This window comes from Pseudomonas sp. PA-1-6B (assembly GCF_021609545.1).
Taxonomy (GTDB): domain Bacteria; phylum Pseudomonadota; class Gammaproteobacteria; order Pseudomonadales; family Pseudomonadaceae; genus Aquipseudomonas; species Aquipseudomonas fluorescens_BV.
Genome location: NZ_WJZM01000001.1, coordinates 43,348 through 69,757 on the forward strand (window position 1 = coordinate 43,348; position 26,410 = coordinate 69,757).

General features: G+C 59.7%; 21 protein-coding genes and 1 tRNA gene. 8 read left to right on the forward strand and 14 right to left on the reverse strand.

All coding sequences use genetic code 11. The features are described 5' to 3' along the window. Positions 1–13: 13 nt before the first annotated feature. The 4 genes from rfbD to rfbB are packed head-to-tail and all read right to left on the reverse strand — an operon-like array spanning position 14 to position 3,376. Positions 14–883 carry a dTDP-4-dehydrorhamnose reductase gene (gene rfbD, locus GIV35_RS00205; RefSeq protein WP_236264397.1) on the reverse strand — a complete coding sequence of 290 codons (870 nt, stop codon included), beginning with the start codon at positions 881–883 and terminating at the stop codon, positions 14–16. Beyond that, positions 880–1,425: a dTDP-4-dehydrorhamnose 3,5-epimerase gene (gene rfbC, locus GIV35_RS00210; protein WP_202690950.1), complete on the reverse strand. Its 546-nt coding sequence runs from the start codon at positions 1,423–1,425 to the stop codon at positions 880–882. The genes rfbD and rfbC overlap by 4 nt, the downstream gene beginning before the upstream one ends. Continuing rightward, positions 1,422–2,297, reverse strand: coding sequence for a glucose-1-phosphate thymidylyltransferase RfbA (gene rfbA / locus GIV35_RS00215; RefSeq protein WP_003187717.1), 876 nt, complete (start codon positions 2,295–2,297; stop codon positions 1,422–1,424). Before rfbA ends, rfbC begins: the two co-directional genes overlap by 4 nt. Next, on the reverse strand, positions 2,294–3,376 hold the full coding sequence (gene rfbB / locus GIV35_RS00220; RefSeq protein ID WP_054896641.1) for a dTDP-glucose 4,6-dehydratase: 1,083 nt from the start codon (positions 3,374–3,376) through the stop codon (positions 2,294–2,296). Before rfbB ends, rfbA begins: the two co-directional genes overlap by 4 nt. Before the next feature lie 152 nt (positions 3,377–3,528). Here rfbB and GIV35_RS00225 point away from each other — a divergent pair, with 152 nt between their 5' ends. The 3 genes from GIV35_RS00225 (at position 3,529) to GIV35_RS00235 (ending at position 8,117) form a co-directional block, all read left to right on the forward strand. After that, positions 3,529–6,438, forward strand: coding sequence for an aminotransferase (locus GIV35_RS00225; RefSeq protein WP_223023488.1), 2,910 nt, complete (start codon positions 3,529–3,531; stop codon positions 6,436–6,438). Between the two features lie 121 nt (positions 6,439–6,559). After that, positions 6,560–7,666 carry an agmatine deiminase gene (aguA, locus tag GIV35_RS00230; protein WP_034125515.1) on the forward strand — a complete coding sequence of 369 codons (1,107 nt, stop codon included), beginning with the start codon at positions 6,560–6,562 and terminating at the stop codon, positions 7,664–7,666. Positions 7,667–7,901: 235 nt separating this feature from the next. Then, a complete protein-coding gene (locus GIV35_RS00235; protein ID WP_200648606.1) occupies positions 7,902–8,117 on the forward strand; it encodes a hypothetical protein in 216 nt (71 codons plus the stop codon). Between the two features lie 715 nt (positions 8,118–8,832). Here the strand turns inward: GIV35_RS00235 and GIV35_RS00240 are convergent. Further along, a complete protein-coding gene (locus GIV35_RS00240; protein WP_213153936.1) occupies positions 8,833–10,908 on the reverse strand; it encodes a TonB-dependent receptor in 2,076 nt (691 codons plus the stop codon). A 408-nt stretch (positions 10,909–11,316) separates the two neighbouring features. Between GIV35_RS00240 and GIV35_RS00245 the strand changes: the two genes are divergently transcribed. Next, positions 11,317–12,603, forward strand: a complete 1,287-nt coding sequence (locus GIV35_RS00245) for an OprD family porin (protein ID WP_034125518.1) — start codon at positions 11,317–11,319, stop codon at positions 12,601–12,603. An 81-nt stretch (positions 12,604–12,684) separates the two neighbouring features. Here the strand turns inward: GIV35_RS00245 and GIV35_RS00250 are convergent, their stop codons facing one another. From GIV35_RS00250 to GIV35_RS00260, 3 genes are read right to left on the reverse strand one after another with little or no spacing between them, the layout of a single operon-like run. Next, positions 12,685–14,262 carry a M48 family metallopeptidase gene (locus GIV35_RS00250; RefSeq protein ID WP_236264398.1) on the reverse strand — a complete coding sequence of 526 codons (1,578 nt, stop codon included), beginning with the start codon at positions 14,260–14,262 and terminating at the stop codon, positions 12,685–12,687. Between the two features lie 13 nt (positions 14,263–14,275). Further along, a complete protein-coding gene (locus GIV35_RS00255) occupies positions 14,276–14,641 on the reverse strand; it encodes a hypothetical protein (protein WP_014716500.1) in 366 nt (121 codons plus the stop codon). A 37-nt stretch (positions 14,642–14,678) separates the two neighbouring features. Then, positions 14,679–16,022, reverse strand: coding sequence for a CHASE2 domain-containing protein (locus GIV35_RS00260; protein WP_223023706.1), 1,344 nt, complete (start codon positions 16,020–16,022; stop codon positions 14,679–14,681). Positions 16,023–16,325: 303 nt separating this feature from the next. Between GIV35_RS00260 and GIV35_RS00265 the strand changes: the two genes are divergently transcribed. The 3 genes from GIV35_RS00265 to GIV35_RS00275 all read left to right on the forward strand — a co-directional run bounded on the left by GIV35_RS00265 (position 16,326) and on the right by GIV35_RS00275 (position 19,949). Beyond that, positions 16,326–17,102 carry a helix-turn-helix domain-containing protein gene (locus GIV35_RS00265; protein WP_200648610.1) on the forward strand — a complete coding sequence of 259 codons (777 nt, stop codon included), beginning with the start codon at positions 16,326–16,328 and terminating at the stop codon, positions 17,100–17,102. 104 nt (positions 17,103–17,206) lie between these two features. Then, the gene (gene yddG / locus GIV35_RS00270) at positions 17,207–18,145 is read left to right on the forward strand and encodes an aromatic amino acid exporter YddG (protein WP_236264399.1); all 939 of its coding nucleotides are present in this window, start codon (positions 17,207–17,209) and stop codon (positions 18,143–18,145) included. Position 18,146: 1 nt separating this feature from the next. Continuing rightward, positions 18,147–19,949 carry a B12-binding domain-containing radical SAM protein gene (locus GIV35_RS00275; RefSeq protein WP_186526734.1) on the forward strand — a complete coding sequence of 601 codons (1,803 nt, stop codon included), beginning with the start codon at positions 18,147–18,149 and terminating at the stop codon, positions 19,947–19,949. 635 nt (positions 19,950–20,584) lie between these two features. On the opposite strand, the gene GIV35_RS00285 is transcribed toward GIV35_RS00275, so the two are convergent. After that, a tRNA-Thr gene (locus tag GIV35_RS00285) sits at positions 20,585–20,660 on the reverse strand. A 328-nt stretch (positions 20,661–20,988) separates the two neighbouring features. Here GIV35_RS00285 and bcsQ point away from each other — a divergent pair. Further along, on the forward strand, positions 20,989–21,885 hold the full coding sequence (gene bcsQ, locus GIV35_RS00290; protein WP_236264401.1) for a cellulose biosynthesis protein BcsQ: 897 nt from the start codon (positions 20,989–20,991) through the stop codon (positions 21,883–21,885). Between the two features lie 241 nt (positions 21,886–22,126). Here bcsQ and GIV35_RS00295 read toward each other — a convergent pair whose 3' ends face one another. From GIV35_RS00295 to GIV35_RS00315, 5 genes are all read right to left on the reverse strand, one after another. Further along, entirely contained in the window at positions 22,127–23,314 is a 1,188-nt protein-coding gene (locus GIV35_RS00295; protein WP_236264402.1) for a methyltransferase, read from the reverse strand. Beyond that, positions 23,295–23,984 carry an ABC transporter permease gene (locus GIV35_RS00300; RefSeq protein WP_032803763.1) on the reverse strand — a complete coding sequence of 230 codons (690 nt, stop codon included), beginning with the start codon at positions 23,982–23,984 and terminating at the stop codon, positions 23,295–23,297. Before GIV35_RS00300 ends, GIV35_RS00295 begins: the two co-directional genes overlap by 20 nt. 38 nt (positions 23,985–24,022) lie before the next feature. Continuing rightward, positions 24,023–24,718, reverse strand: a complete 696-nt coding sequence (locus GIV35_RS00305; protein ID WP_005783890.1) for an ABC transporter permease — start codon at positions 24,716–24,718, stop codon at positions 24,023–24,025. Positions 24,719–24,792: 74 nt separating this feature from the next. Further along, positions 24,793–25,545: an ABC transporter substrate-binding protein gene (locus tag GIV35_RS00310; RefSeq protein WP_014716503.1), complete on the reverse strand. Its 753-nt coding sequence runs from the start codon at positions 25,543–25,545 to the stop codon at positions 24,793–24,795. A gap of 13 nt (positions 25,546–25,558) precedes the next feature. Beyond that, on the reverse strand, positions 25,559–26,332 hold the full coding sequence (locus GIV35_RS00315) for an ABC transporter ATP-binding protein (protein ID WP_003187760.1): 774 nt from the start codon (positions 26,330–26,332) through the stop codon (positions 25,559–25,561). Between the last annotated feature and the right edge of the window lie 78 nt (positions 26,333–26,410).

Genomic DNA, 26,410 nt, shown 5'->3' on the forward strand with positions numbered 1-26,410 from the left:
AGGCGCATTATGCCTAGTGCTGCTGTGCAAGACACTCGTGCAATGCGTCTTGCCACTGTGGCTGGCTGACGTGCCATTGCTGTTGCAGGCGGGTGCAGTCCAGGCGCGAGTTCAGCGGGCGCTTGGCGGGGGTCGGGTAGGCGCTGGAAGGGATCGGCTCCAGCTCGGCGCAGGCCTTGCCCTCGGCGCGCAGTTGCTCGCCAATGGCTTGGGCAAAGCCGAACCATGAAGTCTCACCCTGGGCAGTGAGGTGGTAAACACCCCAATCCCCTGCCTTACCGGCCTGCCACTGCTCGATCAGCACGCGGGTGCTGTTGGCGATAGTCCCGGCCCAGGTCGGCGCACCGATCTGGTCGGCCACGATGCGCATCTGCGGTTTTTCCTGCAGGAGGCGCTGCATGGTCAGCAGGAAGTTCTTGCCGTGGCTGGAATAGACCCAACTGGTGCGCAAGATCAGGTACTCGCCGCCTGCAGCCGCAATCGCCTGCTCACCCGCCAGCTTGCTCTGGCCGTAGACACCCAATGGGTTCGGCGTGTCGCTTTCGGTGTACGGGGCAGGTTTGGTGCCGTCGAACACGTAGTCGGTCGAGTAGTGAATCAGCGGGATGCCCAGGGCCTTGGCTTCTTCGGCGAGGATGCCGGGGGCGATGGCATTGATGGCGAACGCAGCGTCCGGCTCGCTCTCGGCCAGATCGACGGCGGTGTGTGCCGCCGCGTTGATGATCAGTCCAGGGCGATGGGCGCGCACTTGCTGGCGGATAAGGTCTGCGTCTGCCAGGTCAAGCTGGTCGCGGCCCAGGACGATGAGTTCGCCCAGGCCCTGGAGCCGCTGTTGCAGCTCCTGGGAGACTTGGCCGTGTTGGCCGGTGATGAGGATTTTCATGGGAACAAGTCAGCTTCCATGAGCAGTTTGCCGACCTGATCCTTGGCGGAGAGTTGCGGCGGTTCGGCCAGCTCCCAGTCGATGGCCAGCGTCGGATCATTCCAGAGAATGCTGCGCTCGGCGCTTGGCTGGTAGTAGTCGGTGGTTTTGTACAGGAACTCTGCGTACTCACTCAACACCACGAAACCATGGGCGAAGCCTTCCGGCACCCAGAGTTGGCGATGGTTCTGTGCCGACAAGCGGACACCCACCCACTGGCCAAAGTGGGGTGAGCTGCGACGGATGTCGACCGCTACGTCCAACACTTCACCGTAGGTGACACGCACCAGCTTGCCTTGAGTGTGTTCAAGCTGATAGTGCAAACCTCGCAGCACGCCTTTTTGCGAGCGTGAGTGATTGTCCTGCACGAAATTACGCTTGAGCCCGGTGGCCGTTTCAAAGGCGCGCGCATTGAAACTTTCGTAGAAGAAACCGCGTTCGTCGCCGAATACCTTTGGCTCGAGGATCAGTACGCCGGGTAGTGTGGTTTCAACTACATTCACTGGGTCTCTCCGGCAAGCGAGTAGAGGTATTGGCCGTAGCCGGTCTTGCCAAAGTACTTGGCGCGCTCCAGCAGATAATCACGATCGATCCAGCCATTTTCATAGGCGATCTCTTCCAGGCATGCCACTTTCAAGCCCTGGCGGTGCTCGATGGTCTGAACGTAGGTCGAGGCTTCCAGCAGGCTGTCATGGGTGCCGGTGTCGAGCCAGGCGAACCCACGGCCGAAGCGTTCAACGTGAAGATCGCCACGCTGAAGGTAGGCATTGTTGACGTCGGTGATCTCCAGCTCGCCGCGTGGCGAAGGCTTGACCGCCTTGGCGATCTTGATCACGTCGTTGTCGTAGAAGTACAGGCCGGTCACGGCATACGGTGACTTGGGCTTTGCCGGTTTTTCTTCGATGGAAAGGGCGCGGCCCTCTTTATCGAAATCAATCACACCGAAGCGCTCCGGGTCTTTCACCCAATAGCCGAAAACAGTAGCGCCCGAGGAGCGCTCGGCTGCGGTGCGTAACTGATCGCCAAAATGCTGGCCGTGGAAGATGTTGTCCCCCAGAATCAGGCACACCGCGTCATCACCGATGAACTCTTCGCCAATGATAAATGCTTGAGCCAGCCCGTCCGGGGAAGGCTGTTCGGCATATGTGAAACGCACGCCAAACTGGCTGCCGTCTCCCAGCAGGTTTCGGTACTGCGGTAGGTCCACCGGAGTGGAGATCACCAGAATGTCCTTGATGCCTGCGAGCATCAGCACGGATATCGGGTAGTAGATCATCGGCTTGTCATACACCGGCAACAGCTGTTTGGACACTCCCAACGTAATGGGGTGTAGGCGAGTGCCGGAGCCGCCAGCCAATACAATTCCCTTCATCATGCGATTAGATCCTTCAAGTCGGTGTTGCCCAATCGTTCTCCCTGATAACTGCCGTCCTGGACCCTGCTGCACCATTCCAGATTATCGAGGTACCACTGTACGGTTTTGCGCAGGCCGGTCTCGAAGGTTTCTTCCGGGACCCAGCCCAGTTCGCGTTCGATCTTGCTGGCGTCGATGGCGTAGCGTTGGTCGTGGCCTGGGCGATCCTTGACGAAGGTGATCAGGTCAGTGAATTTCTCCACACCGGCTGGGCGTTGCGGCGCCAGTTCTTCCAGCAGGGCGCAGATGCCACGTACCACGTCGATGTTCTTCTGTTCGTTGTGGCCGCCGATATTGTAGGTTTCGCCCACAACCCCAGTGGTGACCACTGTGAGCAGCGCACGGGCATGATCCTCAACGAACAGCCAGTCACGCACCTGCAGACCATCGCCATACACCGGCAGTGGCTTGCCCGCCAGGGCGTTGAGAATCACCAGGGGGATCAATTTTTCGGGGAAATGGAACGGCCCGTAATTGTTCGAGCAGTTGGTCAACAGCACCGGCAGGCCATAGGTGCGCTGCCAGGCGCGTACCAGGTGGTCGGACGCTGCCTTGCTCGCGGAATACGGCGAGCTCGGTGCGTAAGGCGTGGTCTCGGTGAAGAGGTCGTCCACGCCGTGCAGGTCGCCATACACCTCATCAGTGGAGATGTGGTGGAAACGGAATGCGCTTTTTGCCGGCTCTGCCAGCTTCTGCCAATAGGCTCGCGTGGCTTCCAGCAGGCTGTAGGTGCCAACGATGTTGGTCTGGATAAAATCCGACGGGCCGTCAATGGAGCGGTCGACATGGGACTCGGCCGCCAAGTGCATGATCGCATCGGGTTCGAAGCGTGCGAGCAAGGCGCTGACGGTGGCCTGGTCGATGATATCGGCCTGGACAAACTCATAGCGGCTGTTGGACGCGATGCTGGTCAGCGACTCGAGGTTGCCGGCGTAAGTCAGCTTGTCCAGGTTGAGCACCTCGTGCTCGGTGTGCTGGATCAGGTGGCGAATCAGGGCTGAGCCGATAAAGCCAGCGCCGCCAGTAACGAGAATGCGCATATCGGAGGGCCCTTTCCTTAGATAGACATTATGCGGATGAAGCATAGCTTGAGTGGTGCGAGCCGGGTGGTGCAAGCGCTGTATTACTGGGGGTTGCCTTGTGCCCCTGAACAATGGCGATATAGACGCCTGAAAAAACAAAGGTCGTCACAATGTCGTTAGCCACGTTGACCCACCGTGCCAGCTTGCCTTGCCCACAAGTAACCCCCGAGCAAGCAGCATGCCTGCTCGAGCGACACTATGGAATAACGGGCAAATTACACTCATTGGGCAGTCAGCAAGACCTCAACTATAGAATTGACAGCACACGGGGCCGCTTCGTTCTGAAAATCTGCCGGGGTGACTACGCCGCGGTTGAACTCCAGGCCCAGCACGCAGCGCTCAACAGCCTGGGCGCACATGCCAGCCTGCGTGTGCCCAAGGTCATCCAGACCTTGGCGGGTGAGGAGTTGCTAACGGTCAACGTCGATGACCAAACCCTGCACCTGCGGCTATTGGACTACATCGACGGCCAGCCCCTGACGCAGTTACCCCACCTGAGCCGCACCGTGATCGAAGGCTTTGGTGAGCTGTGCGGGCAGATGAGCCTCGCGCTGGCAGGTTTCGAGCACCCTGGCCTTGCGCGCACCCTGCAATGGGACCCGCGCCACGCGCAAGCATTGATCACCCACCTGCTGGCAACCTTGCCCGACCTGCCGCAGCGTGCTGCTTTGGAGCAGGTGGCCAGGCAGGTCGAGGCGCATGTCCAGCCGTTGGCGGCACACCTGCCTTGGCAAGCAGTGCACATGGACATCACCGACGACAACGTGATGTGGCAGCGTGATGCCCAGCGGCACTGGCGCATACAAGGCGTGATCGATTTCGGCGATCTGGTGCACACCTGGCGAATTGCCGACCTGTCGGTGACCTGCGCGGCGTTGTTGCACCATGCCGACGGTGATCCGTTTGCCCTCTTGCCGGCGATCCAGGCCTGCCACGCGGTCACGCCGTTGCAGCGCGAAGAGCTGGAGGTGTTGTGGCCGTTGATCGTCGCTCGCGCGGCGGTGTTGGTGCTCAGCAGTGAGCAGCAGCAACGCCTGGACCCGGACAACGTTTATCTAAAGAAAAACGCCGAACACGAGTGGGAAATCTTCCATATCGCCACGTCGGTGCCCTTCGAACTCATGCAAGCGGCGATTCTGCGCAGCGTCGGCAAACCATTACCGCCCGTCGCCAACCAAGACTTCGCGCCTTTATTGCCAGGCTTGGTGGGCCGCGAGTTTGCGCTGATCGACCTGGGCGTACTCAGCCCGCATTTCGAGGCTGGCAATTGGGAGACTCCCGGCATCGATCGGCGCTTGCTGGATCAAGCGGCGACGGTGCATGGGCTGGCGGCCAGTCGTTATGGGCAATACCGCTTGTCGCGCACCCGCCCCGACAGTGCGCTAGAGCCCGAGACCTTCCCCCTGCATGTCGAACTGCATCTGCCCCACGGCACGGTGCTGGAAGCACCCTTTGCGGGAATGCTGCGCGAAGGTACCGACGGCTTGCTGTGTTTGCACGACGGCGGCCTGAGCCTGCGCTTGTGGGGCGTGCGCACATCACTCAAGCCGGGCGCAACCTTGGTCAAAGGGCAGGTGCTGGGCGAGGTTCACGCGCCGTTGACTGTGCAGTTATGCCGCGCCGACCTTGAGCCACCGCTGTTCTGCACACCTTCCCGGGCGTTGGCGTGGCAGGCGTTGTGCCCGTCACCCGCAGCGCTGTTGGGCCTGGCCTGTGATGCGGAGCCGGAACTGGACCCAGAGGCCCTGCTGGCCAGGCGTGATGCCAGCTTTGCCCGCTCCCAGAAGCACTACTACGCCGACCCACCGCGTATCGAGCGCGGCTGGCGTAACCACCTGATCGATATGCAGGGCCGATCCTACCTCGACATGCTCAACAACGTGGCCGTGCTGGGCCATGGCCACCCGCGCATGGCTGAAGTGGCGGCTCGGCAGTGGTCGTTGCTCAACACCAACTCGCGGTTTCACTATGCGGCGATTGCCGAGTTCTCCGAGCGCCTGCTGGCGTTGGCGCCGGAGGGCATGGACCGGGTGTTCCTGGTCAACAGCGGCACCGAGGCCAATGACCTGGCGATTCGTTTGGCCTGGGCCTACAGCGGCGGGCGCGACATGCTCAGCGTGCTGGAGGCCTATCACGGCTGGTCGGTGGCGGCGGATGCCGTGTCCACGTCGATTGCCGATAACCCCCAGGCCTTGAGCAGCCGCCCGGATTGGGTACACCCGGTGACCGCGCCCAATACCTACCGCGGTGAATTTCGCGGGCTGGACAGCGCGCCGGACTATGTACGAAGCGTGGAGCATAACCTGGCGAAAATCGCCGCGAGCCAGCGCCAATTGGCCGGGTTCATCTGTGAGCCGGTGTACGGCAATGCCGGCGGCATCTCCCTGCCACCGGGTTACCTGCAACAGGTGTATGGCCTGGTCCGTGCCCAGGGAGGCGTGTGCATCGCCGATGAAGTGCAGGTGGGTTACGGCCGCATGGGGCATTTCTTCTGGGGGTTTGAACAGCAAGGTGTGGTGCCTGACATCATCACCATGGCCAAAGGCATGGGCAACGGCCAGCCGTTGGGTGCAGTGATCACCCGCCGAGAAATTGCCGAGGCGCTGGAAGCCGAGGGTTACTTCTTCTCCTCATCAGGAGGCAGCCCGGTCAGTTGCCGGATCGGCATGGCGGTCCTGGATGTGATGGAAGAGGAAAAGCTGTGGGAAAACGCCCAACTGGTAGGTGGGCATTTCAAGGCACGGTTGGAGGAATTGATCGATCGCCATCCACTTGTCGGTGCCGTGCACGGTTCGGGCTTCTATCTGGGCCTGGAACTGGTGCGCGATCGCCAGACCCTCGAACCTGCGACTGCAGAAACCGCCTTGTTGTGTGACCGGCTGCGGGAGCTGGGGATTTTCATGCAGCCTACCGGTGATTATCTGAATATCCTCAAAATCAAGCCGCCGATGGTGACGTCCAGACGCAGCGTGGATTTCTTTGTGGACATGCTGTCGAAGGTGCTGGATGAGCAACTGTGATTTATCGATTGTTATCGGGTATTTTTTACGATGGCAAGCACCTATCATTTTTTTAGGCTATTAAAGCCGATTTTTATCCATTATAAAGTTGCCCTTCACCCCATTCGGAGCCCTGATCGCCATGACCACCTTGCACAGCACACCTCGCGCCGATGGCTTTCACATGCCTGCCGAATGGGCGCCCCAGACCCAGACCTGGATGATCTGGCCCGAGCGCCCAGACAACTGGCGCCTGGGCGGTAAGCCTGCTCAGGCGGCCCATGTGGCGGTGGCCAAGGCCATCGCACGTTTTGAGCCGGTGACCGTCGCGGTCTCCGCCAGCCAGTACGAAAACGCCCGTGCCCGCCTGGACGTACCCAATATCCGCCTGGTGGAAATGTCCAATGACGACGCCTGGGTTCGCGACACCGGCCCCACTTTTGTGATCAACGGCAGTGGTGAAGTACGGGGTGTGAACTGGGACTTCAACGCCTGGGGTGGTTTTGACGGCGGTCTGTATGCACCGTGGAATCGCGATTCCCAGGTGGGAGGCAAGATCCTCGAGATGGAGCGCGCACCGCGTTACCGCACTGAAGGCTTCGTGCTTGAAGGCGGTTCGATTCATGTCGACGGCGAAGGCACCCTGATCACTACCGAAGAATGTCTGTTGAACCGCAACCGCAACCCGCACCTTGATCGTGCGGCCATTGAGGCGGTGCTCAGCGATAACCTGGCGGTAGACAAGATCATCTGGTTGCCGGATGGGTTGTTCAACGACGAAACCGACGGCCATGTGGATAACTTCTGCTGCTACGTGCGCCCGGGCGAAGTGCTGTTGGCCTGGACCGATGACCCGCAAGACCCGAACTACCCACGCTGCCACGCAGCCATGGACGTGCTGCAAAGCAGCACCGATGCCCAGGGCCGCTCGTTCATTGTGCATAAAATGCCGATCCCGGGTCCGCTGTATGCCACTGAGGAGGAATGCGCCGGGGTAGACCTGGTTGACGGTAGCCAGGAGCGTAATCCGACCGTGCGGTTGGCCGGTTCCTACGTCAACTTCCTGATCGTCAATGGCGGCATCATCGCGCCGAGTTTCGATGACCCGTTGGACGATCAGGCCAAGCAAATCCTGCAGAACCTGTTCCCACAACATGAAGTGGTGATGGTGCCGGGCCGCGAATTGTTACTGGGTGGGGGCAATATCCATTGCCTGACCCAACAGCAGCCAGCTCCGCAGCGAAAGTGAGTGCAGTTGTAACAGCGCCTTGATGGCTTACGAGCACCGCGCGTTTGCAGTGTTCCCCGCAAGCCCGCGACCCAGCCCGGTCGCGGGCTTTTTCATGCCTGCATGCCGGTGAACAGGGCACATTGGCATAGCTCTTGTATCGCTGTGGTTACAGTGGCCCAAGGGGGATGACCGTGCAGTTCTGTCACAAACCTTGAGTAAGTTAGCCGCTCACGCAGCAGGAGAGAGCGCTGAAATGAATGCCGATGTCCACCTGATGAACACGCGTACGTTCCACCCTTTGCGGGTCGACGCAGACGCCATCCATGCGTTGGCCCTTTGGTTGAAGGCGAACGGCTCGCCACAGGTCAGGCAATTGCCTGATTTGCGCAGCGTGATGAGTGAGCGCTACCCGGTTGGGTTGTTTACGGACGACGAAGTGCAGGCGTTGTGCGAGTTGATGAGCAACTAAAGAACACCTAAAACCAACTGTGGGAGATGGCTTGCCTGCGATGGCGGTGGTTCAGTTGAAGATTGGGCGACTGGCACACCGCTTTCGCGGGCAAGCCCACTCCCACAGGGATCTGCGCCAGGCGCTGATTTTTTGGACAATATCTAACCAGTGTGGGAGCTGGCTTGCCTGCGATGGCGGTGGCTCAGTTGAAGATTGGCTGACTGGCACACCGCTTTCGCGAGCAAGCCCGCTTCCACAGGGATCTGCGCCAGGCGCTGATTTTTTGGACAATATCTAACCAGTGTGGGAGCTGGCTTGCCTGCGATGGCGGTGGTTCAGTTGAAGATTGGGGGACTGGCACACCGCTATCGCGGGCAAGCCCGCTCCCACAGGGATCTGCGCCAGGCGCTGATTTTTTGGACAATATCTAACCAGTGTGGGAGCTGGCTTGCCTGCGATGGCGGTGGCTCAGTTGAAGATTGGCTGACTGGCACACCGCTATCGCGGGCAAGCCCGCTTCCACAGGGATCTGCGCCAGGCGCTGATTTTTTGGACAATATCTAACCAGTGTGGGAGCTGGCTTGCCTGCGATGGCGGTGGTTCAGTTGAAGATGTGGTGACTGGCACGCCGCTTTCGCGGGCAAGCCCGCTCCCACAGGGATCTGTGCCAGGCGCTGATGTTGTGGCAATGCCTAACCAGTGTGGGAGCAGGCTTTGGTTCCCATGAGGCGTGTCAGAAGCTGTAGGTACCGGTGACCACCAGGCTTCGCGGCTCACCTGGTTGAATCTGCGCCGCACTGGTCGCCGAGGCGTAGTAGTTTTTATCAGCGATATTGTTCAGTGCTGCCCGCACGTCCCATTCTTTCTGACGGAACCCGGCCAGCGCGTCCCAGCGACCATAACCAGGCAACACCACGGTGTTGAGGTTGTCGGCGTAACGATCGCCCACCAGGGTCAAACCGGTTTCCGCGTACCAGCCCATCTCCGGCTTCCAGGTGATGAACAGGCTGGCGTTGCGCTTGGCCACGTCGCTGATCCGTTTGCCCTCAAAGCCGTTGTTGTCCTTCTCGACCTTGGCGTCCTGCAGGCCTACGCCGCCGCGCACGTACCAGTTGTCGACGATCTTGCCGGTGGCGGTCAGCTCCACGCCGCGTGAGCGTTGTTCGCCGGTGAGCAGGGTAATGGTGCGGTCCAGCGGGTCGCTGGTGCGGCGGTTGTAGAGTTCCAGTTCGTACACAGCCAGGGTGGTGCTCAGGCGCTCATCGAACCAGTCGCTCTTCACGCCGATTTCTTTTTGCTTGGTCAACTCCGGGCTCAGGTCGTTGACGTTGCCGGTGGCGTTCGGCGTGATGCCGATCAGGCCGCCGCCTGCTGGGGTGAAAGTCTTGCTCCACGAGGCGTAGAACGAGTGGTGCTCCAGAGGCGTCCACACCAGGCCGACGCGCGGGCTGGTGCTGTGGCTTTTCACGTTCTGTTGGATGTCGAGCAACTTGTTGGTGGTGTCCACTTCGAAGCGGTCGTAACGCAGCCCGCCCAGCAGTTGCCACTGGTCATTCAGGCGCAGTTGGTCCTGTATGTAGAGGGCGCGGCTTTCGACTTCGGTGTGGTTGTTACTCGACAGTCGCATGCTCCCGGTGTGGCTCAGGCGGCGATTGGGTTGGTTGAGGTCCAGGCTCGGCACCGTCTTGCCATCGCGAGCGGAGTACAGCTTCGGATCACGGCGCTGGCTGCCCAGCTCAATACCGGTGAGCAGGCGGTGTTCCAGGCCAAAGGTGTCGAAACCGCCCTCCAGCTCCACGTTGTTGAACACGTTTCGGGTGGTCAGGTCCTGCTGCCAGTGTTGGCGGCTGACGGTGTTGGTTTTCGGGTCATAGCCGGTCTGGTAGGTATTGTCGAAATCGCTGTCGAGCTTGAACACGCCGAGGGTGTGGCGCAGTTGCCAGTCGGCGTTGAGCTCGTAGGCAAGTCTGGAACGCAGGGACTGGGACTTATCGTCGATGTAATCGCCGTGATCAAAGTAAGTGGTGCTGCGGCTCACATCCGCCGGGCGCCCGTTGACACCAGGAATGCCACGGTCTGGGGTGCGGTTGTACCGGCTGTATTCGTATTGCACCAGCCAGTTCAGCTCTGGAGTGAGCTGCCAGCTCATCGACGGCGCGAACAACTGGCGGTTGCCGCTGACTCCATCGCGAAAGCTGTTGTTGTCCTGGTTGCCCATGTTCAGGCGCAGGCTGATGTTATCGGTGGGGTCGGTACTCAGGTCGGCATACAGGCTGCGCAAATCGTTGCTGCCGCCTTGGGCTTCGATGCTGGACTTTTGCCCTGGGGTTGGCAGTTTGCTCACCCGGTTGACGATCCCGCCCTGGCCGCCTCGCCCGTAAAGCACGGCGGCCGGTCCCTTGAGCACTTCGATACGCTCGATGTTATGCAGGTCACGTACGTACTGGCTGTCGTCGCGAATGCCATCCAGATAGAAGTCATTGCTGGCGTCGAAACCGCGTATGCGCAGGCTGTCGAAGCGTGTATCGGCGCCGCTGCTGACGTTGGGGATACCGCTCAACGCCTGGCCCAGGTCGTTGGTGCCATAGGAACGCAGGCTTTCGGTTTTGACTGAGTCGATCGCCTGGGGCACATAGCGAACAGCCGTCGCGGTGCGTGTGGCGGTGCTGGTCTCTTTGACCCGTGGGTCGTCTTCGTCTGCTTCCACGCTGATCGAGGTTTCGGGCAGGACCGTGGCCGCACCGGCAAAACCAGCAGACAGCAGGACAGAGAGCCCAAGGGAGAGAGGCGTCAGGCGAGGGGCAGGCATGGGAGTGTATCCAAATGACATGGCAGGAAAATTGTGCGCGAATGGTAATGCTTTGCATTTGCGCGCGTTATCTATTCCCTAACGCATTGCATACGGATTTGTTACTTAATGTGTTTCCAAAGGCTGATCAAGGTGTTTTCAACGCTTTCATCCCGCCGCTTTAGCCCGCCGCTTAGACGAATATCGCCTAAATACAGACGATTCACGAAATTGACACATAGTTCAACGCCCGCATAGGATTGCGCCCAACGCCTGTGGCTAACCACCATGACTAAATCCAATAAAAAAAGGCCCGCGGCAGTTCAGTCGTCCGCGGGCCTTCTTTTTGCTGGCGAGGTCGACACCAGAAAAGCAACAGGAGCCTGGTGTCACAGCGCGTACTCAACCCGTAATAAGGAATATAAGAAAATGTTGAAGCAACGGATGAGTCTGATCGCTCTGGGGATTTTGAGCGCATCGACAGCAATGGCAAACGACCAGGAGCAATCCAAGGGTTTCGTTGAAGACAGCCACCTGAACATCGCAGCACGTAACGCCTACATCAGCCGTGACTACAAAAACGGCAAGCAGGACAAAGCTGAATGGGGCCAAGGCTTCATCGGCAAGTTCGAGTCCGGCTTCACCCAAGGCACCGTCGGTGTGGGTGTGGATGTGATTGGCCAATACGCTATCCGCCTGGATGGTGGTAAAGGTCGCAGCGGCGCTGGCGGTATCGACTTCTTCAAGCAAGGTGACAGCGGAGAAGCCGCCAACGACCTGGCCAAAGGCGGCGCAGCCGTCAAGGCGCGTATCTCCAACACCGTGATCAAATACGGTCAGCAGATGCCGGCCGTGCCGGTCCTGCAATACGACAACTCGCGCCTGCTGTCGGAAACCTACGAGGGCACCTCGATCGTTTCCAAAGAGATCGCCGGCCTGCAACTGGATGCTGGTCACTTCACCAAGGAAGCTCGCAAGAGCGCCGAGGGCAGCGATAGCGGCCGCTTGAAGAGCATCAATTACATCGGTGGTAGCTACAAATTCACCGAAAGCCTGTCGGCTGCTTTGTACGCCTCCGACATGCAGGACGTGCTGAAGAAGCAATACGTCAACGTCAACTACGTGCTGGCCCTGCCAGAACAACAGTCGCTGACATTTGACTTCAATGGCTACAAAACCAAGCTGGACCGCAGCTTCGCCCTGGAAAACCAAGGTGATGCGGACGCTCGCGACAACAAGATCTGGAGCCTGGGCGCTACCTGGGCCGTTGGCGCGCACAGCTTCACACTCGCTCACCAGCGCAGCACCGGTGACACCGGCTACCTGTACGGTGGCTACCGCAACGCTGGCGGCATTGGCGACGGTGGCAATACCATCCTGCTGGCCAACTCCTACTGGTCCGACTTCAACGGCAAGGACGAGCGCTCCTGGCAAGCAGGTTATGGCATCGACTTCGCCACCTTCGGCGTACCGGGCCTGACCTACAACATTGCCTACGTGCGCGGCACCAACATCGACGACGGCACTGGCCGTGGCGATGGCACCGAGCGTGAAATCTGGAACCAGTTCAAGTACGTGGTACAGAGCGGCCCAGCCAAAGACCTGAGCCTGCGTGCCCGTGCCTCGTGGTTGCGCGTTTCCAACAACGCCAGCAACTACAACGTAGGCGGTAACGAAATCCGTCTGTTCGCCGACTACCCGATCAACGTTTTCTAATTGATCGAATGTCGTGCCTGATGCCAGGCGATAAAAAACCCCGACTGGTTCGGGGTTTTTTATTGTCCGCTCGCGGGGGCGTCAGGCTTTGACCGGTGCGAGCTTTTTGCAGTTCTCTTTGCGCGTCGGGTACTGCTCGCATTTGCGCAGTACGCTTTGCACCTGCTGCGCATTCTGCAGTTGCTGGTTGGCCAACAGCTTCTCGGTAATAAACAGTTCTTCCGAGCCCAGGTTGCGTTCTGCCTTGTCGATCATCGCCAGTGCCGATTGCCCGTCACCGCGCTTGAGGTGGTAGCTGATCATCAAGTCATAGGTGGAAGGCCCTGCCAGGGACCAGTCCTTGATCGCCTGCAACTCTTTCACCGCTTCGCTGTTTTTGCCTTGGGCCAGGCGCACGGTATAGGCGGTGCGCCGAATGCTCGGCTGGTCTTTTACCGGCGAGGCCAGAGCCTTGCGGATGAAAGCGTCAGCCTGCGGCACCTTGTTTTTCTCCAGGGCATCAATTGCGAAGTACGCGTCTTTATAGCCCTGCAAAGCCTTCGCCACCTGAGGCGTGCTCTTCATTTTCGACCAGCTTTGCGGGTTGACCCGGGCGCGGCGTTCCTGGCGATACTCGCGTTGCAAGTACTGGCGCAGCTCGGTGTCGCGGTCCATCGCCGACATATGTGAGCGGTTGAAGTATTGGCTGGTCGCGGTGATGCCGGTGGTCAAGCCATCCTTGACCAGCACGTCCAGCTCTTTGGTGAACTGGTTGAGATTGAACTGCTGCAGCGAATCCTGCATGGCATTCTTGCGCGCCGTGAGGAACCCCGTGAGCAAGGGCTTCTGCTTGCCCTGGAAGTCATTGAGGCGCTCCAGACTATGGGTGGCGGCTCGCGGCGCGTAACCGGCACGGATCATCAAGTCGGTGCCCAGCAAGTCGGCCTGGTCTTCCTGGCTGCGGCCCCAGGCGGTGCTCCAAACCTGGTCGGAAAAGGTATTGGCCAGTGCGGTATACAGCACGGTATTACCGATGGTCTTCTGGGTGCCGGCCGGGTCCTTGCTGAACAGTTTCATCGTACCGGAGCTGCGGTCCACGCCCGTATCGGCAGCCATGGTGGCCAAGGCGACCGTGGAGGCGACGGTGGTGAACATGTCTTTCTGCTGCTGGAAAGCGGCCATGCGGTCATGGTGATGCAGCAATACGTGGCTCATTTCATGGCCCAGCATCGCGGCGATTTCGTCTTCGCTGGCGACGTTGTCCAGCATGCCCAGCGGCACGAACAGGTTGCCGTAGGGGTCTGCCGACGGCCCGAAGCCATAGCTGTCGGTGATCTTCACCTGCAGCGGCGGCAACTCCCCCGGCCAGCCCTTGGACAAGCGCGTGACGATGCCCTGCAAGTAGCCTTGCAGCATCGGGATATCCACCAGGTTCTGCTGGCGCGCTTCAGCGGCCGGTACCGCACGCCCGTCGTAGCTCAAACGCTGCTGGCTCTGGCGCTGTGGGTCGAGCTTGTAATACTGGCGTACGTCGCTGTTATCCACGTAATGGCCCTGAACCCGGGACTGGGTCGAGGGCCCCACCAGGTTCATAAACGCCTGGTCTGCGCCTTTCATGGTGGCGCAACCACTGAGCACCGAACTGGCCAACAGGCTGGCTGCTACTAGATATCCCTTCACCGCAACGCTCCTTTTATTGATTGCAGCCGGCACCAAAACCGATGGTGGAGTTGTTGCGGCTGTCCTTGGCCTGGCTTTTGGTCAGGCCCTGGCAGGGCAGGTCGACGACGTTCAGCGGGGGTTCGATGCGCAAATCCATGGTGTCCAGCCACACCTTCTGGCCTGCCAGCTCTACCTGCACCAGGTCCAGCGCCTGGTTGTACTGCAATACCGGCAGGGGCTGGGTGGGCGCGTCCTTTTTCGCCAGCTCACGTTGTTGCTTGCCCTGCTCGTCCAGCACTGTCACCGGGTCGGCGAGGAACGCCTTGATACTGTGGGTTTCTGCCCAGGCGCCCTGGGTGAAGAGGGCGGCGAGCAAGACGATGAGGCTTCTGTTCATCCTTGGTTTCCTTGAGTCAGATAGCAGAGCGGTGCACTCAGCGATCGCGGTCGAAGAAGGCTTCGATCCGCTCGCTGAACAGCACCAACGACAGCAACACAATGCCCAGCACGTTGACCGGGGTGATGTCATTGAGGCTCAGCAACACACTGACCCCCGTCAACATCGACATCACCAACAGCCACGACGGGCACGGCGAGGTAAAAAACCAGATTTCCTGGCGCCGCCAACGGCTCCAGGTGCGATGGCCCGCCAGGCGACGTGCGTGCAGCGCCTTGAGCACGGCGATCAACGCCAACAGCCCGAGCTCCAGCAGGTCTAGCCAATTGAACGGCAGGTGGGGGAAATTGGCCGGTTCATGGTCGTAGTCCATGCCCGCATTGATCAGGTTGTCCAGCGCCATGGCGTGCAGGTAAACGCCAGGGAGTTGGCCGTGTACCGGCGACTCCACCAAGTCACCGGTGGAAGCGATATTGGCGCCCACCAACACCAGGCGGTCGCGCAGTAACTCGGCGACCAATGCCTGGTCATCGGGGTCGCTGACCTCCAGGTCACTGGCCGACAACGTCAGCGTATAAGGGCATCGCGCCTGGGCCGAGTCGTCGAGCTTCCAGAACACCGCCTGAAATAACTGCGCCACCCCATCCAGCAAAAAATGCCGTGCCGGCGCGCAGTGGCGGATATCGGCAATACGTGCCTGTTCGGGCGCCAGCTTCAGCCCCCACTGCACGGCGATGGGCTGGCGCTGCGCAGCGGCTTGCACATCCACCGGCGGCTGCTTGCAGTGCTGCGTGGCACAGAACACTCGATACAGCGACAGGGCGGGAGTTTCCATCAGCCCTGCCTGTGTGCGCATCGCCAGTGGATACTTGTCATCCACCCCTTCCCATACAACCAGCGCCGGCTGGCTCACCTGCATGAACGGCGCCAGCGTATTCGCCTGGCCCGCCTCTGCCCGAGTCAACCCAGTATTGGCCAGCCACAACGGGATGCCTTGGCGTTGATAACGCTCAAACACATTCGCCAGCAACTGGCTGCCCCGCGTCGGGTCGCCAAACGAGTGGTCGTGGCTATAAAGCAAATCCACAAACACCGCCTGGGGCTTGTACGCCAGCAAGCGCTTGAACAACTTGCTCTGCTCGCCATAAGGCATAGGCCACGAACTGTTATTGCGCATCAGGTAGGCATCATCGATCAACACCACCGCCACCCGCTGCTGCCCAAGGCTCGGGTAGTGACTGGCGAACATACGATTGAGCCACTGCGCCGACGCCTTGTCGCTGGAACTGGCCAGGCCGAAAGGATCAAGAATCGCCAGCAACACGATGATGACCGCCAGCCAATAGCGGCGGTATTTGAACAGCGGGGGTTTGGACAACATCCATGTCTCGATAAAAACGCAAGCAAGGCGGGGTTTTTAACGGAGTGGGGAGGGGGTGTCAATTGGAAAAGTGGCTAAGTGCCATATCACTATGGGCGCATGGGTCGTCATTCGTAAAAAGCCCTGGCCTATCCAGGCCAGGGCTTCGCTCTGTGGGCGCCGGGCTCGCCCGCGATGAAATCAGCCCGCGCCCCGCACGAGTTCTTGCCGATGACCCGTCGCATCTCCCCTGAGCGCTCGCGGGAGTGGCACCGGGTTCTCTGACTCAGGCATGATGTGAACCTGAGCCAACGGAGAGGCGCTATGGGCAGTCACGATAACCCAGCGGTTTCACTGGCCCTTCGTTCGTATTCGGGCCAAGTCGAATTGCACGATCACGACTTTCATCAGCTCGTGCTGCCGCAGTCCGGCTCCATGGACATCGAAGTCGACGGTCGGGCCGGCAAGGTCGACTGGAGTCAGGGCGTGGTAATTCCTGCCGGTGCTCGCCATGCGTTTCTGGCGCAAAAGGCCAATACCTTTCTGGTACTCGACGTGCCGGCCACGACCTTCGGCGGGCCCAAGAATCTCGACCTGTCGACCAGACTCCAGGCCGACAAACGCTTTTTCCCAATAGGCCCGGAAATCCGCCATTTACTCGATTACGCCAGCCGCAGCGCGCCCTTGCTGACCAGTTCACCTCAGGTGGCGGAGTCTTGGAGTACTTTGCTGCTGTCTTCGCTGACGCTGCCGCCCGGAATCATCCCTGAGCATGGTCAGTTCACCCTGGCACGGGCACTCGCTTACATCGAAAGCCATCTGGACAGCCGGCTTAGCGCCACCGAGATTGCACGGGTGGCAGGCACCAGCGAGCGGCAACTCTACGTGCTGTTCGCTCGGCATTTGAATAGCACGCCTTTTGCGCATATCGCCACCTTGCGTCTCAACCGTGCCATCGACTTGCTGTGCGAAACCGCGCTGTCGATCACCGAGATCGCCCACCGCGTCGGTTATGCCGATCAAAGCGCACTCACCCACGCCCTGAAAAAGAACCGCGACCTGACCCCGGCCACGGTGCGACGAAGTTCGCGGGTAAGGTGAATCCGGCAGGCCTGAACAAATCTTCAGCAGTGCTCATCAATACCCGCCCGGCCGGACCTTTCTATGATTGCCCCACCGACAAGGATAAATCAGACGGGGCGTAGATGACCGAAGTGACGCACACTGCCAAAACACAGGCGTCTGTCAGAGCCGCAGCCTCGGCCACCGCCATCGGCGTGATCGCGGTGTTCCTGTGGTCATGCCTGGCGTTGCTGACCAGCCTCACCGAGGGCATTCCACCCTTCCAACTGCTGACCCTGAGTTTTGCCGTCGCGTTTGTAGCGAGCCTGTGCATCCTTGGCCGCAACGGCATGGCGGGGTTTCGCAGCTGGCGTCAGCCCTGGTCGGTATGGGCGGTCGGTTTTCTAGGGATATTCGCCTACCACGCGCTGTATTTTTTCGCCCTCAAGGCTGCCCCGGTTGCCGAGGCGAGCCTGATCGCCTACCTGTGGCCACTGTTGATTGTGCTGCTCTCGGCCTTCAGCGTGGGGGAACGGCTGCGCAAACGCCAGTTACTCGGCGCGCTGCTGGGGTTGGCCGGTACGGCGTTCATCATGCAACAGCGCGCCTCGGATGAAGCCGCCGCCATGCCGGTAGCCGGCTACCTGGCCGCCTTCGCCTGCGCGCTGGTCTGGTCGTCCTATTCGGTGATCAACCGCCGTTTCAGTGACGTGCCAAGCAGCATCATTGGTGGCATCTGTGGCCTCGTCGCAGTGGCCGGCCTGGCCTGCCATCTGGCGTTTGAAACCGCGGTCATTCCAAGCGCCGGGCAATGGGCGGCCATCGTCGGCCTTGGCCTGGGGCCGGTGGGCCTGGCGTTTTTCGCCTGGGACCACGCCACCAAGCACGGCAGCCTGGCGATGCTCGGCGCTCTCTCCTATCTGGCCCCCCTGATCTCGACCCTGCTGCTGGTGGCCATAGGGCAAAGCCATGCCAGCCCGATCCTGATTATTCCCACACTGCTGATTATCGTCGGCGCCGTTATCGCCACCTCGAAAACAGGCCAGCCCAAAGCCGACATCACTGTTGTAAAGGAGCTTTGAGATGGACCTGATTGCCTCTGAAGGCGCCACAAGAATTGAACGCGACCTGCCACGGTTCAGCGTGGCGCCCACTCGTCCTGCGCTCCAGCATCTGGGACTACCGTCATTGAAGTCCAGCCGCAGCGGCATTCGCCGCCGCGCAAATGGCGAAGCGCCACGTGTGTTGCTGTTCGTGCCGCCTTACACGCGGCTGATTGAGCCGGTACCGCTGGGCAGCGCATTTGCCGACATCGGCATCGACACGTTCGAAGTAATGAAACGCGCCGGCACGCCCATTGGCCTGTTGCGCATCGCCACGGTGGCCAAGCGCGCCGGCTACGACGTGCAGATCGTCGACGCGCCATTCGCCGGCTGGTCCCAGGAAAACACTCTGGTAAACGTCGATCAGGGCCATTTGGTCCGCTATGGCCTCACCGATGTGCAAATGCGCAAGATCATCGAAGATGCACAACCGGACATCGTCGGCATCCAGTGCAACTACACCGTGCAATGGGGCAACGCCCGGGCGCTGGCCGACCTGGTGAAATCCATCGATCCAAATTTGCTGCTGGTGACGGGCGGTGCCCATTCCAGCGGTGACTGGCAGAATGCCTTGCTGGACTCGCCTTTCGATTTCACCCTGATCAACGAAGCGGATCGCGCCTTCACGCTGCTGCTCGACGCGGTCACCCATGAAGGCGGCAATGTCGACGCGGTGCCGGGCATTGCCTATCGCAGCTACAGTGGCCAACTAGTTCGACCGACGCGCAAATCCAGCTACTTGAGCATTGTCCCGGCCCGGCAGGATCTGGATGAGCGCCTGGGCGTCATGCCGTTGCCGGATTTCAGTTTCCTGAACATGAACAACTACTTGCAGCCCTATCATTCCTCCGGTGCGCGGGTGCGCAAGACCGGCGCCTGGGCGCAGATCTTTTCCACCATAGGCTGCAACGTCAATTGCAACTTCTGCTATATCCCCAAAATCAACGGCCCCTGGCGGGCATTGGGGCTGGACTGGTTCGACCTGCATCTGGCGGATTTGGTCAAACAAGGCGTAACCGAAGTGTTGATCGAAGACGATCACTTGATGCATGACCCGCTGTACGCTATGGAGGTCGGCAAGCTGTTGAAGAAACACCATTTGCCGTGGGTCGAGGAAGGTGGGCTGAGCCTGTTCAATCTGGTGCTGCTGCACAAGGGCGAGCGATTTCTGGCGGAACTTGATGAGCAGGAACTCAAAAGCCCGCACTACCGCAACGTCATCGCTGCCATTCGCGGCGGTCTCACGGCGAAGACGTTTATCCGTTCAATCGCCGACAACGGTTGCTACAACATTTACCTTGCGGTGGAGAGCGCCAACGAAGAGAGCCTGGTGAACTCCAACAAGTCGCGTTTCAACGCGATTCAGCAGGCAACCTTTGAGATCATCCAGATGTTTACCGAGTGCGGAATTCAGGTGACGGGCGGCTTCATGCTCGGCTTCGTCAACCCGCCGGCCTCGGCTGCCGAACAGCCGTTCATCGAAAGCCTGGGGCAAATCGGTAATACCATTGACTATGCCGTCAGCCTTATGGGCGCAGGCATGGCCTACGCCAACCCGTTTATCGTGACCCCGATTCCGGGCACCGAGATGTGGGCATACCAACAGCAGTATGTGGTTCGTCACTACGACAATGGCTGGTCTCACGAAAAAGCCACCATGGCCACCGAGCAATGGAGTGCCGAGGACATCGAAAAAGCCCGTATGGAATTGCTGGTACGCGCCAATGGTGCTGATCGGGTGCGGGAAATGGTGCGGCGCGGAACGTGGCCAGTGGATGTCTGATTTTTTACGCAGCCCTACTCGTTCAATGACTTCGAGCGAGTAGCCAAACAACCTCACACGTCAATTGAACCACTTACACCATCAGCCTGCTTTTGACCGGTTTTTGACCTTCATCTATAGGTTGAATTTTCCTAAGCGAAGAGTGAGCAAATGCGCGGTCAGTAGCCAGTAATAGCGCGTCGATTCAGCGTGCTGGTTCACGTGACGGTTTAGAAACCATGCGAGATGCTTTCGCTGCCAGGTCCATGGATTATCTTTGTGCAAGCGATTAGAGATCTTCGCTTGAATGGTCTTTGCTTGGCGTAGGTGACGTTCGCGAATGGCATGCGACCCGGTGAGAAGATCCGCCAGGAACAGCGCCATGTCGAATGTTTTGCTCGTGCTCGATCATCGTTATAAGCCGATATCACGTCGAGACGACCATGCCCCAGTTCGTCGCTGATTTGTGTGCAGGCCTGCTGATGAAGGATGGGGCGGGCAGGGCGGATGATTGCCCGTGAAAATCGAGGTGGTTTTCGGCTGGTATCCATAAGATTTTGGCGGAATCCGACGGAACGCCAAAACGAAAAAAACCGCCAGAAGGCGGGTTTTTCGGGGGTTCCAGAGATTTTGAAAGCCTTCTCTGGAACCTTGTATGGTGCCGGCACCAGGAGTCGAACCCGGGACCTACTGATTACAAGTCAGTTGCTCTACCAACTGAGCTATACCGGCGTGTTAGGGCGACGATTATAGCGATTGGAAAGGTTCTGTAAACCCCTGAATTCTGACTATTTTTGCAAAGTCGGAGGTTTCTTGCGATTAGGCTGTCTTGGGCACGTTTTCACAGGTTGCAAGCCTGTGGAAAAACACACGCTGAAAAGCCATTAAATTGACTGTCTACCGTCCATCTAAAAAACCGAGCATAAAAACAGCAAAATAATGACACTTCAAACCCTTTGTCACAGAATGCCCACAATAAGGGCGCCTATAAAAAGACCTGCGGCAAGTGCCCGCACTTGCTGACCTTCACGTCTTTAAGCTGCGTCGTGAGGAGCAGGCTATGAGCCTAAGCAAAGAAATTCTGGCGTTGTTTGGCAAAGACGTTATCCATGATGCCGACGGCATCAATGCAAGAATGCACTTTTTCGGCAGTGTTCCTGACGAAAGTATCCACCAACAGCCCATCAATGCCCCGGAGCTGCGCCCTAAAATAGTGGCGTTGGTGTCTATCAATGGCGGTGTGGGCCGCAGCACGCTGGTCACGGCCTTGAGCAGTGGGTTGCAGCGCCTGGGCGAGTCGGTGTTGGCGTTGGACCTGGACCCGCAGAATGCCTTGCATCATCACTTTGGGGTCAGTTCCACCTTGGCCGGAATCGGCCGCACCAGTCTGGAGCATGGGCAATGGGCGCCCTTGCAGCAGTTGGGCTTTGCCGGTTGCCAGGTGATGACCTTCGGCGATATCGATATCCAACAGCAGGAAAGCCTCGAGCGCTGGCTCAAGCAGGAGCCCGGTTGGCTGGCGCAGCGTCTTGGGTGCCTGGGGCTCAGCAAGCGGCACACGGTGATCATCGATACGCCCGCGGGTAATAACGTCTATTTCCATCAAGCGTTGAGCGTTGCCGATGTGGTGCTGGTCATCGTGCAGGCGGACGCTGCTTGCCTTGGGACCCTGGATCATCTGGACCTGCTGCTCGCTCCGCACCTTGAGGGCGAGCGCCCGCCGGTTGTGCAGGTGGTGATTAACCAGGTGGATGAGAGTAACCCCTTCAGCCTGGACATGGTCGAGGCGTTCAAGCATCGCTTGGGCAAAGACCCGTTGGAAGTTCATCGCGATATGGCCATCAATGAGGCGTTGGCCTACTCGTCCGACCCGCTGGATAACGTGGCGAAACGGCTGGCCAGTGATGATATCAACGAGGTTTGCCTGTGGCTGAAGGCGCCAAAACAGACCGCATAAAGCGCCCGTTATGCGCGTGGCGCCAGATGCTTATGCACAATCGGTTGGTAACAGCTGTCACGAAACAGCCATTTTGTGCAGCAGTTCTCAGCACGCTGCAACTGCCTGTTTTGTGTGCACTTTATTTTGTGAACAAAAAATGACCAGGCCGGCTTTGGGTGTGAAGTGCCGATATCTAGGGCCTCTGCAAAGTATTCATCAACAGAGTTATCCACAGGGCGCTTGTAGGATTTTTTGCCCTTTATTCGCGCTCGGCCAGCACCATCAGGTTGCGAGGGGTCAACGATGGTTCGCAGAAGCTGCCGACCTCGACGTTGTAGCCCTGTTCCACCATGAACAGTGCCCGGTCCAATACCAACCACAGTTCCAATGGGCGTCGAAACAAGCCTCTCACTAACTCAAGGTTGCGCACCTCGGCCAGGCGTTGCCAGCCGTGGGCTTCCAGGGCCGGCCAGTTCTGCTCGCCTGTGGATAAGCCCTTGAGGCTTGCCAGTTCCTGGCAATAGTCGGCAAAGGGTTTATCCAGCCAACTGGCGGGCAGGGAAGGTGTTGGCAGGTAGTCGTCGCAGCCACGCAGTTGCCGTTGCAGTTGGTCAAAGCCCAGGCGGCGGGCCATGGAGGTGTCCCGTTGTTGGCGTACACGGTTGCCGGCGGTGACGGTTTCGCTCAGGGGCAGGCCCAGGTCATCAATCGACAGTTGCAGCAGGGAGGCACGCGCGGCGGCGGAGAGGGCTTGATAACGGTCGGCGGTGATGCGGTTGTAGCAGCAGGGCGCCAGGGCCAGTTGTTTGCAGCCGGCGGCGTTGGCCAGTTGCAGCAGGCGTACATGCAGGTCGCCGCAGGCATGCAGGGCGACCGGCGTGTGTTCTGGCTGGATCGCGACATCCGCCATCACGTCTTGCAGATGATGGGTTGCGGGCAGGTCGTGGCGATCACTCAAGGCTTGGCCGGAGGCGATCAGGGCGGGGTCGTATTCCAGGCAGGTCAGCTGTTGGCCGGGTTGCAGCAGGCGGCGGCCTAGGTGGCCTTTGCCGGCGCACCAGTCCAGCCAGTGGGCAGGCGTTTGGGTAAAGGTCAGCGCGGCGCCGAAGGCTTCGATCTGTTGCCATTTGCGCCCTGGCACGTCGACATTCAAACGATGGCGAGCGGGCTCAAGGGTGTGCGTGGGTAACTTATTCACAGTAGCGAGGCGCAGCGCGTGAGCGGCCAGCTGTGGAAAAGGTGCGGGCGCGGGCAGGTCGTGGGGTTGGTTGTGAATGGCTTCAGCTTCGGCCAACGAACGCCGACGCAGCCACTGGGATAACTCGGGATGCTCGGTTTCCCAGGGCAGCTGCAACTGAGTAAAGGGCCGTGGTCGCCACAGCCCTTGGTGTTCGGTCAGGAATGCATCCAGTGCCTGGAAGCGTGCCTCAACGTCCTTGGCATGCATCGACGCGCAGCCATTTTTCCAGCAGTTTGAAGCCGCGCACCAGCACGTAGGCCATCAGCAGGTAGAACAACCCTGCGGCGAAGAAAATCTCCACCGGCAGGTAAGTGCGGGCAATGATGGTGCGCGCCATGCCGGTCAGTTCCAGCAGGGTCACGGTACTGGCCAAGGCGCTGGCCTTGAGCATCAGGATCACTTCGTTGCTGTAGGCCGGCAGGCCGATGCGCGAGGCGCGTGGCAGGATGATGTAGAACAGCGTCTTGGGCTTGGACATGCCCAGGGCCCGCGCCGCTTCGATCTCGCCCGGCGGAATGGCCTGGATCGCACCGCGCAGGATCTCGGCAATGTAGGCGGCGGTGTGCAGGGTCATGGTGGCGGTGGCGCACCAGAACGGGTCTCGCAGGTACGGCCACATGAAGCTGTTGCGCACGGCGTCGAACTGCGCCAGGCCGTAATACACCAGGAACAACTGCACCAGCAGCGGCGTGCCACGGAAGAAGAAAATGTAGCCGTAGGGCAGGGCGCTCACGTACCAGCGGCGCGAAGAGCGGGCGATACCCAGAGGGATCGCCAGCAGCAGGCCGGCGATCACGGCGATTGCCACCAGCTCCAGGGTCAAGGTTGCGCCCTGGGCCAACTTCGGCAGCCACTTGATGATCACGGCCCAATTCAGGCCCAGGTCAAAGTGCGATAGCCAGCTGTAGTCGCCGCTCATTGGGTGCTCCTTGCAAAGCCGCGGGCGGCGCGTTTTTCCAGGAAGTGCATGCTGGTCATCGCCAGTACGGTCAGGCCCAGGTACATGAATGCGGCGACCATGAAGAAGGTGAAGGGTTGCTTGGTCACGGTCACGCCGATCTGCGCGTGGCGCATGATTTCTTCCAGGCCGATCACCGACACCAGCGCGGTGTCTTTCATCAGGATCATGAACAGGTTGCCTAGGCCCGGTAGGGCGATGCGCCACATCTGCGGCATGATCAGCCGGGTGAAAATCCGAAACTTCGACAGCCCCAACGCCACACCGGCTTCGCGGTGGCCCTTGGGAATGGCGAGGATCGCGCCGCGGAACACTTCCGTTGCGTAGGCGCCGAAGCACAGGCCCAGGGCGATGACGCCGGCGGCGAAGGCACTCAGTGACAGGTCGGGGTTGCCGAAGAACTCACCGAGCGCACGCATCAGGTTGACGGTGCCGAAGTAAATCAGCAGCACCCACAGCAGCTCGGGAATACCCCGCACGATGGTCGAATAAGCGCCGCCCAGCCATTGCAGTGGCTTGTACGGGGAGGTCTTGGCCAAGGCGCCGGCAAGGCCGAGCACCAGCCCCAGGCACAGGGCCGTGAGCGCCAGTTTGACGGTCATCAGCGCGCCGGCGGCAAGGGCCGGGCCGAATCCGTAGAGATCGAAATTCATGGTGTTTTCATATCGCGGCAGGCATTGCTAAAAGCCAGCGCGCTCGCAGGAGCGCGCCGGGCAGGCCGTTCAGATCATTCGATGCTGAACGGGAAGTACTTGTCGTTGATCTTCTTGTAGGTGCCGTCTGCCTTGATCTCTGCCAGGGCTTTGTTCAGGCGCTCGCGCAGCGGGTCGCCTTTGCGTACGGCGATACCGATCTTGTCGCTTTCTACCACCGGGTCGCCTTTGAATTCATAGGCCGAACCGTCTTTGCTCTTGAGCCATTCGTACTGCACGTACTTGTCAGCCAGGATGCCGTCGAGGCGACCGGAGGTCAGGTCGAGGTAGGCGTTTTCCTGAGTGTCGTAGAGCTTGGCTTCGGTGTCCGGCAGCTTGTCTTCCAGGTAGGTACCGGCCAGCGTTGCGCGCTGTGCACCGATCACCTTGCCTTTGAGGTAAGTGGCGTCGGTTTTGAAATCCGCAGTGGCTTTGGGCGCAATGAACTGCAGCTTGTTGGAGTAGTACGGGTCGGTGAAGTCAACCGCCTGCTTGCGCTCGTCGGTGATCGACAGCGAGGACACCAGGAAGTCGAACTTCTTGGCGTTCAGGGCAGGGATGATGCCGTCCCAGTCGGACACATACACTTCGCACTTCTCGACTTTCATCTTGGCGCACAGGGCGTCGCCGATGTCCTTGTCGAAGCCGACAACGTTGCCGCTGGCGTCTTTATTGTTGAACGGCGGGTAGGCCGCTTCGATCCCCATCTTCAAGGTTTCTGCCATGGCCGTGGCGCTGAACGCCATCGAGACGGCCGCGGCCAGAAGGAATTTCTTATAGGTCTGCATGCATGTTGCTCCGTTAGCGGTTGCTGGACATGAATTGTTTGCAGCGCGCCGAAAGCGGGTTTTCAAATACCTGCTGTGGCGATCCTTGCTCTTCGACCAGGCCCTGGTGCAAAAACACCACTTCGCTGGATACCTGGCGGGCGAAGCCCATTTCGTGGGTGACCAGCAGCATGGTGCGGCCTTCTTCGGCCAGCGCGCGGATCACATTAAGTACTTCCTGGACCATTTCCGGGTCAAGCGCCGACGTCGGTTCGTCGAACAGAATGACTTTAGGCTGCATCGCCAGGGTACGCGCAATCGCCGCGCGTTGTTGTTGGCCGCCAGAGAGTTGCGCAGGGTAGGCGTGGCGCTTGTCGGCGATACCAACCTTGGCCAGCAGGGCCTCGGCCACTTCTATCGCTTCGGCCTTGCTCTGGCCGAGCACGCGCCGAGGAGCCTCGATGATGTTGTCGAGGATGCTCATGTGCGGCCACAGGTTAAAGTTTTGAAACACAAACCCGATTTCGCTGCGCAGGCGGTTGATCTGCTTGCCGTCGGCGGCCATCAGTTCGCCGTTTTTCGCGGCCTTTAGCTTGAGTTCTTCGCCGGCCACCAGGATCTGGCCCTGGTGCGGGTTTTCCAGCAGGTTGATGCAGCGCAGGAAGGTGGACTTGCCGGAACCGGAGGAACCCAGGATCGAGATCACATCGCCGTCGCGAGCGGTCAGCGAGATACCTTTGAGTACCTCAAGCTCACCATAGCGTTTGTGCAAGTTGCGGATTTCAAGCGCGGGCGTGGCCTGAGCCATGTGCGGTCCTCATTGTGTTCGTTGCGATCTTCGCTGTTGGGCCGCCTTCCTGGCGAGGCGCCAAGCTAGCATAGCGTT

Bases quoted from the DNA above. Each gene is read 5' to 3' on its own strand.
- rfbD (WP_236264397.1), bottom strand. From the start codon at position 883: ATGAAAATCCTCATCACCGGCCAACACGGCCAAGTCTCCCAGGAGCTG.
- rfbA (WP_003187717.1), bottom strand. From the start codon at position 2,297: ATGATGAAGGGAATTGTATTGGCTGGCGGCTCCGGCACTCGCCTACAC.
- rfbB (WP_054896641.1), bottom strand. From the start codon at position 3,376: ATGCGCATTCTCGTTACTGGCGGCGCTGGCTTTATCGGCTCAGCCCTG.
- GIV35_RS00225 (WP_223023488.1), top strand. From the start codon at position 3,529: ATGTCGTTAGCCACGTTGACCCACCGTGCCAGCTTGCCTTGCCCACAA.
- aguA (WP_034125515.1), top strand. From the start codon at position 6,560: ATGACCACCTTGCACAGCACACCTCGCGCCGATGGCTTTCACATGCCT.
- GIV35_RS00235 (WP_200648606.1), top strand. From the start codon at position 7,902: ATGAATGCCGATGTCCACCTGATGAACACGCGTACGTTCCACCCTTTG.
- GIV35_RS00240 (WP_213153936.1), bottom strand. From the start codon at position 10,908: ATGCCTGCCCCTCGCCTGACGCCTCTCTCCCTTGGGCTCTCTGTCCTG.
- GIV35_RS00245 (WP_034125518.1), top strand. From the start codon at position 11,317: ATGTTGAAGCAACGGATGAGTCTGATCGCTCTGGGGATTTTGAGCGCA.
- GIV35_RS00255 (WP_014716500.1), bottom strand. From the start codon at position 14,641: ATGAACAGAAGCCTCATCGTCTTGCTCGCCGCCCTCTTCACCCAGGGC.
- GIV35_RS00260 (WP_223023706.1), bottom strand. From the start codon at position 16,022: ATGTTGTCCAAACCCCCGCTGTTCAAATACCGCCGCTATTGGCTGGCG.
- GIV35_RS00265 (WP_200648610.1), top strand. From the start codon at position 16,326: ATGGGCAGTCACGATAACCCAGCGGTTTCACTGGCCCTTCGTTCGTAT.
- yddG (WP_236264399.1), top strand. From the start codon at position 17,207: ATGACCGAAGTGACGCACACTGCCAAAACACAGGCGTCTGTCAGAGCC.
- GIV35_RS00275 (WP_186526734.1), top strand. From the start codon at position 18,147: ATGGACCTGATTGCCTCTGAAGGCGCCACAAGAATTGAACGCGACCTG.
- bcsQ (WP_236264401.1), top strand. From the start codon at position 20,989: ATGAGCCTAAGCAAAGAAATTCTGGCGTTGTTTGGCAAAGACGTTATC.
- GIV35_RS00295 (WP_236264402.1), bottom strand. From the start codon at position 23,314: ATGCATGCCAAGGACGTTGAGGCACGCTTCCAGGCACTGGATGCATTC.
- GIV35_RS00305 (WP_005783890.1), bottom strand. From the start codon at position 24,718: ATGAATTTCGATCTCTACGGATTCGGCCCGGCCCTTGCCGCCGGCGCG.
- GIV35_RS00310 (WP_014716503.1), bottom strand. From the start codon at position 25,545: ATGCAGACCTATAAGAAATTCCTTCTGGCCGCGGCCGTCTCGATGGCG.
- GIV35_RS00315 (WP_003187760.1), bottom strand. From the start codon at position 26,332: ATGGCTCAGGCCACGCCCGCGCTTGAAATCCGCAACTTGCACAAACGC.